The sequence below is a fragment of the Rhizobium sp. 268 genome, from assembly GCF_036571585.1.
Classification (GTDB): Bacteria; Pseudomonadota; Alphaproteobacteria; order Rhizobiales; family Rhizobiaceae; genus Rhizobium; species Rhizobium redzepovicii.
Map to the genome: position 1 here is coordinate 1 of NZ_JAPPSO010000042.1, position 10,122 is coordinate 10,122.

The window sequence follows — 10,122 nt, forward strand, 5'->3', positions numbered from 1 at the left end:
CTTCAAGCCGCGTGAAACGGGGCCTCACTCCCAGTTCCAGTTTCCACGGCGTTAAGTTTACAGTGCCCCTGCAACATCTCGCGGTTCAGCGTCAGATCGACGACGATCCGTTTCAACCGGGCGTTCTCGTCTTCGAGCTGCTTCAGCTTCTTCATCTCCGGCGGCAACATGCCGGCATACTTCTGCTTCCAATTGAAGTAGGTCGCATGGCTGACGCCCGCCTTGCGGCAGATCTCGGCAACCGAGATACCTTCATCACCTTGCTTCAGAATGAACGCCTTCTGCGCGTCCGAAAATTGCGATGCCTTCATCGTCTTCGGTTCCTTTCCCAGCCAGGAAAATGCACCGGAAAACTCTAACCAAAAACGGTCCAGTTTGAAGGGTTCAGGTCAGCTGACGAACGGGCTGCTCCGATGGAGCCGGTATGTTTGTTGGCGCGGCAAAGTGCTTGTTGGCTGCTGAGTGTTGACTAGCTCAGGTAACTGTTGTAAATGGAGACAGAAATTATGCGTCATGAATGTACTAAACCGTCACGGGGCTCTTTATGCTGCATATATCCAATGGTCAATTTCCGGACGACATGATCTCGCACCCGTTCTCGTTGGGCGAGGTTGCGGAGATTCTCGGCGTGTCGGGCAGTTATCTGCGCCAGTCGTCCGTTGATGGACTGGGGCCAACACCGGAGCCAGGGACCGCAGGAAGACGCTCCTATACGCTTCGACAAATCAACGAACTCCGTGCTCATCTCGCGTCGGCCCGTCCGAAAGAGGCTTTGAAGTTTTGCCCGCAGAGGCTCGAGGGTGAATCGAGCCCGATACGGGAAGCGGGGCTCAAAAACCGATCGTTGTATGAGCTGTCAGGGGTAGCGGTAGGCCGATCGGCGTACGAGCAAGCGATCGAATCGCTGACTTCCACCAATGCGGAGGTAATGGACATCCTATCCAAGGTTTGGGGCCGTCCCCCGATCTATATGTCACAGGCTTCGTGCTCCAGGACTGCAGGTAAGGCGAACTCCCAATCCAGGGGACTTAGCAGATGAGCCCACGCACGCAGCGCATACGCTTCATGTTGTACGGACCGGCCGAGCTCTGCCGAGCTCTTGAAGGCGGCCCAACGCCATGGCGGAGGCGGCGGCTAGAAGCAGACATTTATAAGCTCGCACTCTGGGGCTGCCGCGCTATGGCGAGCTCGCGGCCGCGAAGACCGACATCTGCAGAATAACGTTTGGAGAGAAACCTGATGCGAATGCTGCTTTTAGAGACCCAGGCCTTCCACTCAACTCCACTTTCAAAGGAACATCGTCTTGACTGAATCCGATCGCTTTGTGTGGCAAAGACTTCGTCGCCATTTCAAGACCGATGAATTGGCAGTTCTCGTGAGCTCACGACGACAGTTTACCGCACATCTTCTGCCAGATCTTCAAACCATTATCGAGGACCAAGTCGCACATTGGTCCCCTGAGCTCTTGGGCTTCCATCAAGAGATCGAATTTTTCCCGATGAAGCTGTCAGACCTGACCATTTCCGAGGGAAAACGCGCCGTGCAGCTGACGCCCGTGCAGCATCAGGACATCGACATTGGCGAAGATGAGCCCTATGCTTCGATAAACAACGGGCTCTGGCTGATCATGATCGACGGCGACGTGCCTGCAGCAGTCATGTTGTCGAAGTTCCTTGCCCGGGGTGGTCCAAAGGTCCAGGTCGAAATAGCTCACCTGCCCAATGACGTGGGTCATGACTTCGCCGACGGCTTTCTGCGCACAATCCAGTCGCAGGGCAAGAGCTCCCGATATTATCGCAACAAGGCCGTCTCTTTCGAGTCAACTGACTTCGAAGGCACGAATGAAACAATGCGCGTGCATAAGCTCCCTGCTGTAAGCCGTGAAGACGTAGTGCTTTCAAAGGCGACTATGGCCCAGCTCGATACGCACATCTTCGATTTTGTTAAATGCCGGGAGGAGTTGAAGCGCCTTGGCCAGTCAGGACAGAAAGGGATCCTGCTCCACGGAGAGCCTGGCACCGGCAAGACCCATGTCGTCCACTATATCGCTGCCAACCTGCCCGGGCACAGTGTAGTTCTGGTCACGGCTGAGCAGATGCTGGATATGGAGGAACACTTTGCGCTGGCTCGTGTCCTGCAGCCATGCATCATGGTGTTTGAGGATGTGGATCTGGTTGCCCGTTCACGCGAAGATATTTCGGGCCAAAAGGCAGAAACCCGCCTGAACCGTCTGTTGAACGAGTTGGATGGTCATGGCGAAGATTCCAACATCGTCACCCTCCTGACCTCGAATCGGCCGAGATCGCTCGAGGAGGCACTCGCCACCCGATCGGGCCGTGTAGATGCGGCGATTGAGATTCCTCTCCCCGATGACGATTGCCGCGAGCGGTTGTTCAAGCAATACGGTCAAGCGCTGAACGTCCAGGACGGCGCTTTGGCCGAAGCCGTCCGCCGTTCAAAGGGTGCCAGCGCCGCATATGTCAAGGAAATTGTGCGCCGTCTCGCCCAACGGAGCATTATGAGAGGTGTCGCCCCACTCGTCTCACGCGAGGATGTTGAGGCGGTCTTCGCCGACGCTGAAGCAGAGGCCAGCTCCCTCAAGAGGAATGAGGAAACCGTAAGAAGACACATCGTAGAGCAAGGCGATGAAGACGACTGCGGTTCCTGCTGACGCTTGCAAGACGTCCAGCGCGTCATGCCGTACTTCCCCGCTGTTCGTGCGGTGGAGTATCTGGCGCCGACAATCGCCGCGTAGGACGTCTTCTAAATGCCGCCTTAAGTCATTGGCTGCCGGCAACGCTTGCCGGTCACCTTCCGCCCTTTCATCGCATAGAGAGTGAAGTGCCATCATGTCCAGACAATCCTTGCCGACGCTGCCGATGTGGCGCGTCGATCACATTGAGCCCTCGCCCGAGATGTTGGCGCTATGCGCTAGCGGTCCGATCCACCGCGTGCGCCTCCCGTCGGGGCACGAAGGCTGGTGGGTGACAGGCTACGACGAGGCTAAGGCGGTACTGTCCGACGCGGCGTTCCGGCCCTCGGGAATGCCGCCGGCGGCATTCACCCCGGCTACGGTGATTCTCGGTTCGCCGGGGTGGCTGGGCTCGCACGAGGGCAGCGAGCATGCCCGGTTACGCACAATCGTGGCGCCGGCCTTCAGCAAAAGCAGGGTGAAGCTGCTCGCGCAGCAGATCGAGGCGATCGCCGCGCAGTTGTTCGAGACGCTGGCGGCCCAGCCCCAGCCCGCCGACTTGCGACACTACCTCTCCTTTCCGCTTCCGGCCATGGTCATCAGCGCGCTGATGGGCGTGCCCTACGAGGATCACGCCTCTTTCGCCGAGCTGTCCGACGAAGTGATGACGCACCAGCATGAAAGTGGCCCGCGTAGCGCGGCGCTCCTGGCCTGGGAAGAATTGCGCAGCTACATTCGCGGCAAGATGCGAGGCAAGCGCCAGGATCCGGGCGACAACCTGCTGACGGATCTGCTCGCGGCGGTCGACCAGGGCAAGGCGACCGAGGAAGAGGCGATCGGCCTGGCCGCGGGCATACTAGTGGCGGGGCACGAGAGCACCGTCGCACAGATCGAATTCGGCCTGCTGGCCATGTTCCGCCATCCGCAACAGCGCGAACGCCTGGTCGGCGATCCATCCCTCGTGGACAAGGCAGTGGAGGAAATCCAGCGGATGTACCCGCCGGGCGCGGGCTGGGACGGCATCATGCGCTATCCGAGGACCGACGTGACCATCGCGGGCGTGCATATTCCCGCGGAGAGCAAGGTGCTGGTCGGCCTGCCGGCGACGTCGTTCGATCCACGCCATTTCGACGACCCGGAAATCTTCGACATCGGACGCGCCGAAAAACCACACCTGGCGTTCTCCTACGGGCCGCACTACTGCATCGGCGAGGCGCTGGCCAGGCTGGAACTCAAGGTGGTCTTCGGTTCGATCTTCCAGCGCTTCCCCACGCTGCGCCTAGCCGTGGCACCCGAAGAACTGAAGTTGCGCAAGGAAATCGTCACTGGCGGGTTTAATGAGTTGCCGGTGCTCTGGTGATGCGCGGACACCACCGGGAATCGCGATCTTTCCGAAATTTGCCGGCGCACCCGGCGGCGCCAGTCAGATCAGCCAGCCAAGAGGTAACCCAGATGGACGTGCAAGAAACCAAGGCAAGCGATCTGATCGCTCGGAGCACCAGATGTGACGCCATGAAAGATTTCGCCCTTCCTTTCACAGTCAAAGTCTACCTGGGCTCTATGGGGCTCTCAAACAGCGGATCCGACCAGCTCATTGGTTGGGCGAGCGACGTGCTCCACGGCAATGATGTTAAACGTACCGAAGCGGCCCAATCAATCGTAAGTTTCATCGACGAACTTGCAGCGAGCCGTCGGAAGCAATCGGCTGGCGATTTCACGACATACATCGTGCAGGCGCAGGTCCAGGGTCGTTCCCTGACAGATGAGGAAGTCCGGGGCATCGACGTACTCTTCTTGATTGCCGGACTCGACACGGTCGCTGCCGCGTTAGGCTTTGACCTAGCCTATCTCGCACGCAATTCGGAGGCCCAGGAATCGCTGCGGAGAGAGCCGACCCGGATCGCAACCGCAGTTGAAGAATTGTTGCGCGCCTCTTCAACCGTTCAGATTATCCGCGTGGCTACCAAAGATGTGGACTTTGAAGGAGTGTCCATGCGTAAGGGAGACTTCGTTTCCTGCGCAACGATGATTGCTAACCGCGACCCCGCAGAATTCATGTGCCCCGACACAATCGACTTGGCGCGACAGGACCACCGCTACATAGCGTTTGGCTATGGTCCTCATCTTTGCCTCGGGGCAAATCTTGCCCGGCGTGAGATTGCCGTAGGCATCCACGAATGGCTGACTCGGATCCCCACCTTTGGAATCAAAGAGGTATGTCGCCGATGATCCATGGGGGTCATGTACTCGGGCTCAAAAATTTAATTTTCACTGGTCCTAACAAACTCAGCGATCGTGGGAAAAACAATGGACGAAGCCAAAATCAGTGAGCTATTCGACCGCGAGGCAATCAGAGACTGCCTCTACCGGTATTGCCGCGGGATTGACCGGGGCGATGAGGCGGCGCTGCGCAGCGCGTACTGGCCGGATGCGCATGACAACCATGGGGGCTATTCTGGACCATCCGAGGGCTTTATCCGACTTGCGCTTGGCATCTTCAAGACCGAGCCGCGTAATGTTCATCAGATAGCGAATATACTGATTGAATTCTCCAGCCCGTCAGAGGCCACGGTCGAGAGCTATTTCACGGCGCTTCAACGTGGACCGGACCCAGGCGGTGAGATACGGCAGGTGCTCCTGTGCGGCCGCTACGGCGATCTGTTCCACAAGCGGGAAGGGGAGTGGCGCATCATAGCCCGAACAGTGATTTACGATTGGATTGAGCAGCAGATCCCACCCGAACTGCCTGAAAGCGAAAGGTTCGCATCACGGCGGCCAATTGGAGCGCCGCATCCGAATGATCCGATTTATGCGCTTCTCAAAGCCACCAGCCCGAGATGTGGACCAACATCGGAGGCGAAAGACCATGATTGATCTGCAACATCCACCATTTCCTCCCCCTGGAGTCTGCTTGGTGACGATGCGCATAAATGTTTGTCTCTTGATCTTCATATCTGCGCCGCCGACGTGCTCATCCAGCAAGGGCCCGGTATTGGCGGAGCGATTACGAGAGTACAAAGAGATCTCGTGTCAACGTTTTCCTGAGAGAACGGCCCCAGCGTTGCTTCACTTGTGCAGACGCGTTCCTAAAGAAAGGGTCGGAATGCGGCTATGCCTCAAGAAAAAGCCGACGTTGCATTCCCGGGCTCCTGCAGCGAGGCCCGACACTCAGCGTGCGGAGGAGATCTCATGAAACAGCAGCAAGGGCGCGTCGTCGTGATCACGGGTGCTGCAGGCGGGATTGGCCGCGCGTTGGTCGATCTTTTTGCCACAGGCGGGGACACTATCGTCGCCGTAGATCTCCCTGACAGTGGCGTGCTCGAGATGGCACGCCATCTCGGGTATCCGCATCTCTGTCTCGAGTGCGACGTCTCGCGCGAGGAAGACATCCTGTCGCTATACAGTCGTATCGAAGAACGGTTTTTGCATATTGATGTGCTTGTCAACAATGCGGCGGTGGGGCCTGACCTGGTGGCGACATCGAACACCCATGTCGAAGATTTTCAACTCGCCCTTCGGGTAAACCTCGTTGGACCTAATATCATGGCGCGCGAGACAGCGCGACGAATGAAGCCTGGCGGCGTGATCGCAAACGTCGCCTCGGTCGCTGGATTACTAGCCAACCCTCATCGCAACGCATATGCCGCATCAAAAGCGGGCTTGATCGCGATCACAAAAGTGTTGGCATGCGAATGGGCTCCACGCGGCATCCGCGTGTGCGCCGTAGCGCCCGGCTACGTGCGCACGCCGATGATTGCGGAGTTAGAACGCGCAGGCAAAATCCGTTCTGCTCAAGTCAGGAGCCGCATACCAATGGGGCGCATGGCTCGGCCTGACGAGGTCGCTCGGGCAGTTCGTTTTATGGTCAGTGTGCAGGCAGCGTACATTACCGGATCAACGCTGGTCGTGGATGGCGGTTTGATGTCATTCAACCAGCCCGGCGAAGCGCATCCAACGGTGGACAACTCACGCGATGCAGAGCCCCCAAGACGCGTTGAAGGCACCCATGCGCGAATCGCGGTCGTCTTGGGTGGTGCGAAAGGGATAGGCGCTGCTGTAGTTCGCCGGTTTGCCGAACGAGGCGACACTGTCGTGATCGCCGACAAAAACGGCGAGGCAGCGGCAGATTTGGCGAGTTCGCTTGGTGACAAGCATCTGGCAATATCGGCAGACGCCACCCGAGAGAGCGAGGTCGTCGCACTGTTTGACGAACTGCGGCAGTGCTACGGCCATATTGACATTCTCGTCAACTGCACTGCACCAAAGGTCGCGTTTGTCCTGTCCGTAGAAGACGTTTCGCAAGTTTTTGAACAGGGGCTGAGTGTCAATCTCACCGGCGCCTTCACCTGCGCCCGCGAGGCCATCAAGGTGATGCGACCTGGTAGCGTGATCCTCAACCTCGGAGCCTGCGCGGATCTTCTACGCCCCGCTTCTCGCCATACCGCCGACGCATACAACGCGGCAATAGAAATGCTCACGAGGTGCATGGCGGCAGAACTAGGACCATTTGGCGTAAGGACAGCCACAATCGTTCCAGGCCATATCCGCACACTTGGCGTCACCCACTGGTCGAAATTCATGTCGAGGTGGGTCGCGCGGCAGATCCCGATGGGCAGGCTTGGAGAACCGGAAGAAGTGGCCGACGCTGCCTGCTTCCTGGCTTCGGCTGACGCTTCCTACATCACCGGCTCGATCCTCAATGTGGATGGCGGGTTGACTTCAAACTTCGGGCCGAGGTGCGTCAGAAAATCTAATCTGACTGGCAATCGCCTATGTGATGACGATCGCACGAAGCTGAGGATTCCAGGGACTTAAGTCCGGCACACTCGGGCGCAAAGTGCATGCTGCGGCATTTTTCGGTGGAACGTTTCCCTGAATGCGCAGACACGTTCTGCGGTTCAAGGCGAATGGTAGAGGCAGCTTCTCGCGAGATGGCCGCTTACCCGATCATCGAAAGCTGGATTGGTTAAGGCTTTACAACCTGCGTCCCACGTCGGGTCTGTCCGATAGCGAACAAGGAGACTGCATGGAGTTCGCGACATTCATTCTGGCCACCCAGCGCGGCTATCACCAAACGTCGGACAGCGTCATTCACGACGCCATTGAACAAACCGTCCTTTCTGAGCAGGCAGGCTTCGATACCGTTTGGTTCGCCGAACATCACTTTAACAACTACAGCCTGGTCCCGTCGCCGCTGATGATGGTCGCTCATTGCGCCGGCGTTACAAAAAGAATTCGTCTTGGAACCGCTGTCTGCGTCCTGCCGCTTTATCAGCCGCAGCGCTTGCTCGCCGAAATCGGTTTTGCCGATGTAGTTTCGAACGGCCGCCTCGAGCTCGGTGTTGGCTCAGGGTATCAGCAGTTCGAATTCGAGCGCTTCGGCGTCAACATTGATAACGCGCCAGCCGTGTTTTCGGAATACCTTGATATTGTGCTCAAAGGTCTCCGTCAGAATATCTTCTCGCACAGCGGCCACTTTATGCAGATCCCTCCAACTGCGATCTCGGTCCGAACTATTCAAAAGCCCTCGCCGCCGATCTGGATCGCAACCGGGTCTCCGAGCAGTATGCGGCGGGCTTATCGTGAGAGACATAATCTCCTCGTAACCGCGCTACACAACGGATTGGAGACTTTGGGTGCTTTGCGAGGAATGATCCAGGAGGCAGCAGCTGCCGAGTTCAGGAGCCCTGGCGACGCGAAGATATCATTGCTGCGCTGCTGTTACGCGAGCGCTGACGGAGCGGAGATCAACCGCTATCTCGACAACGCACGTTTCCAGCGCCAGCTATCCGAAGCGCTTCATCAGCGTCGTCAGCAGAGCCACGATGGCTATATGCTGCAGGCAACGCCGACGCAGCAGGATATGTCTCTCGAGACTATGCGGGAGAACCTGCCGATCGGTAGCATAAATCAAGTCATTGACCGCCTCCTGCAGGAAATCGAAATTCTGAAGCCCGACCAGATTGCAATTCAGACCCAACTGGGAGACCTCGACCAGACTACGATGCTGCGCCAGATAGAGCTCTGGGGAGATAAGATCATTCCAGCAGTCAATAAGTCCCTCAGTCGGTAGCGTCGCCTTAACTTGCGTCGGGCACCGTCGTCGACCGGCTGGCTGGCTGGCTGGCTGGCAACGGTATCGGCTGTGTCAACGGCGGAGTAAAAACCGGCCAGGGGGCGGAGCAAAACCAGGCCAGTGGTGGGGCGCGCATGAGACCTCCGGGAGGGCGTAGCCCGAGCGGGGGTCTCATGCGCGCGGCGATTTTTTGAGAGGGTCTCAGCCGGGCTTGCGGGCTCGACTTTGAGCGAGACGATAGCTGTCGCCGTTCATCTCGAGGATGTTGACGTGGTGGGTGATGCGATCGAGAAGAGCGCCAGTGAGACGCTCGGATCCCAAGGTCTCCGTCCATTCGTCAAACGGAAGATTGCTGGTGATCAGGGTGGCACCGCGTTCGTAGCGTTGCGAGATCAGCTCGAACAGTAACTCCGCGCCGGTTTTGGAGAGCGGCACGAAGCCCAGTTCATCGATGATGAAGAGCTGGTAGGCGGCCATCTGCTTCTGGAAACGGAGCAGACGCCTTTCGTCGCGCGCCTCCATCATCTCGCTGACCAGCGCGGCGGCGGTCGTGAACCCTACCGAGAGGCCCTTCTGGCATGCGGCCAGGCCGAGGCCGAGTGCAACATGGGTCTTGCCTGTACCGCTTGGACCGAGCGCAATGACATTCTCGCGACGCTCGATCCATTCGCATCGCGCCAGTTCCAGCACCTGCATCTTGTTGAGCTTGGGGATGGCGGCGAAGTCGAAGCTGTCGAGTCTCTTGACGACAGGGAACCTGGCCGCCTTGATGCGGCGCTCGACCTTGCGGCGATCCCGTTCGATCATCTCCCGTTCGGAAAGCCGGGTGAGGTATCCGACATGATCGACGCCCTCGGTGGCACATAGCTGTGCTAGCTTTTGATACTCGCGCTGGAAGGTCGAAAGTTTGAGGATTTTGAGATAATGGGACAGCAGGATCTCCGGGACTTCGGTTCTCATGCCGCTTCTCCCGCATCCGACGACAAGAGGCGCATGTACGCTTTCGTCGAAGTCGTCTCGACCGTCGCCCTCGGCAGGTAGGGATAAATAGACAGGTCCAGTCTCGGTGGTCGGCGCTCCACCCGGCACAGGGTCAGACGCTTGACGGCGTCGAAGCCGATCGCGCCGAGATGCAGAGCTTGCTTCACAGCCGCATGCAGGTCTGCAAGCTGGAAGCTTTCCAGCAAGCGCAGAACTTGCACATACTCACGCCGGCCATGCTTTGCCATGGGCCCTTCCATCAGGCGGCGCAGCTTGGCGAATTCCTCTGGCAAATCCCAGCCCTAGCCCGAATCTCTCAAAGTAAGGGGTACATCGGGGCTGCGAATCTGAGAAACTGCTTTTGCTACAAAGG

7 protein-coding genes and 3 pseudogenes are annotated in these 10,122 nt (G+C 58.2%); 7 read left to right on the forward strand and 3 right to left on the reverse strand.

Features of this window, described 5'->3' with window-relative positions:
* Window positions 1-68: 68 nt before the first annotated feature.
* Window positions 69-311, reverse strand: a pseudogene (locus tag OS035_RS32895) (transposase); the annotation flags it as partial.
* A gap of 257 nt (window positions 312-568) precedes the next feature.
* Between OS035_RS32895 and OS035_RS33690 the strand changes: the two are divergent.
* From OS035_RS33690 to OS035_RS32930, 7 genes and pseudogenes are all read left to right on the forward strand, one after another.
* Window positions 569-817 (forward strand): annotated as a pseudogene (locus tag OS035_RS33690) (plasmid partitioning protein RepA); the annotation flags it as partial.
* Between the two features lie 486 nt (window positions 818-1,303).
* Entirely contained in the window at window positions 1,304-2,671 is a 1,368-nt protein-coding gene (locus OS035_RS32905; RefSeq protein ID WP_331815502.1) for an AAA family ATPase, read from the forward strand.
* 178 nt (window positions 2,672-2,849) lie between these two features.
* On the forward strand, window positions 2,850-4,052 hold the full coding sequence (locus OS035_RS32910; protein WP_331815505.1) for a cytochrome P450: 1,203 nt from the start codon (window positions 2,850-2,852) through the stop codon (window positions 4,050-4,052).
* A gap of 92 nt (window positions 4,053-4,144) precedes the next feature.
* Window positions 4,145-4,921 carry a cytochrome P450 gene (locus OS035_RS32915; protein WP_442967731.1) on the forward strand — a complete coding sequence of 259 codons (777 nt, stop codon included), beginning with the start codon at window positions 4,145-4,147 and terminating at the stop codon, window positions 4,919-4,921.
* Between the two features lie 78 nt (window positions 4,922-4,999).
* Window positions 5,000-5,566 carry a nuclear transport factor 2 family protein gene (locus OS035_RS32920; RefSeq protein ID WP_128409219.1) on the forward strand — a complete coding sequence of 189 codons (567 nt, stop codon included), beginning with the start codon at window positions 5,000-5,002 and terminating at the stop codon, window positions 5,564-5,566.
* A 315-nt stretch (window positions 5,567-5,881) separates the two neighbouring features.
* On the forward strand, window positions 5,882-7,507 hold the full coding sequence (locus OS035_RS32925) for an SDR family oxidoreductase (protein WP_331815508.1): 1,626 nt from the start codon (window positions 5,882-5,884) through the stop codon (window positions 7,505-7,507).
* Window positions 7,508-7,718: 211 nt separating this feature from the next.
* Entirely contained in the window at window positions 7,719-8,765 is a 1,047-nt protein-coding gene (locus OS035_RS32930) for an LLM class flavin-dependent oxidoreductase (RefSeq protein ID WP_128409217.1), read from the forward strand.
* Between the two features lie 204 nt (window positions 8,766-8,969).
* Here the strand turns inward: OS035_RS32930 and istB are convergent, their stop codons facing one another.
* Both istB and OS035_RS32940 read right to left on the reverse strand, forming a co-directional pair.
* Window positions 8,970-9,728 carry an IS21-like element helper ATPase IstB gene (istB, locus tag OS035_RS32935; protein ID WP_331815511.1) on the reverse strand — a complete coding sequence of 253 codons (759 nt, stop codon included), beginning with the start codon at window positions 9,726-9,728 and terminating at the stop codon, window positions 8,970-8,972.
* Window positions 9,725-10,051 (reverse strand): annotated as a pseudogene (locus tag OS035_RS32940) (IS21 family transposase); the annotation flags it as partial. The gene istB and the pseudogene OS035_RS32940, both read right to left, overlap by 4 nt.
* Window positions 10,052-10,122 lie beyond the last annotated feature (71 nt).

Bases quoted from the DNA above. Each gene is read 5' to 3' on its own strand.
- istB (WP_331815511.1), bottom strand. From the start codon at position 9,728: ATGAGAACCGAAGTCCCGGAGATCCTGCTGTCCCATTATCTCAAAATC.
- OS035_RS32910 (WP_331815505.1), top strand. From the start codon at position 2,850: ATGTCCAGACAATCCTTGCCGACGCTGCCGATGTGGCGCGTCGATCAC.
- OS035_RS32930 (WP_128409217.1), top strand. From the start codon at position 7,719: ATGGAGTTCGCGACATTCATTCTGGCCACCCAGCGCGGCTATCACCAA.
- OS035_RS32925 (WP_331815508.1), top strand. From the start codon at position 5,882: ATGAAACAGCAGCAAGGGCGCGTCGTCGTGATCACGGGTGCTGCAGGC.
- OS035_RS32920 (WP_128409219.1), top strand. From the start codon at position 5,000: ATGGACGAAGCCAAAATCAGTGAGCTATTCGACCGCGAGGCAATCAGA.
- OS035_RS32915 (WP_442967731.1), top strand. From the start codon at position 4,145: ATGGACGTGCAAGAAACCAAGGCAAGCGATCTGATCGCTCGGAGCACC.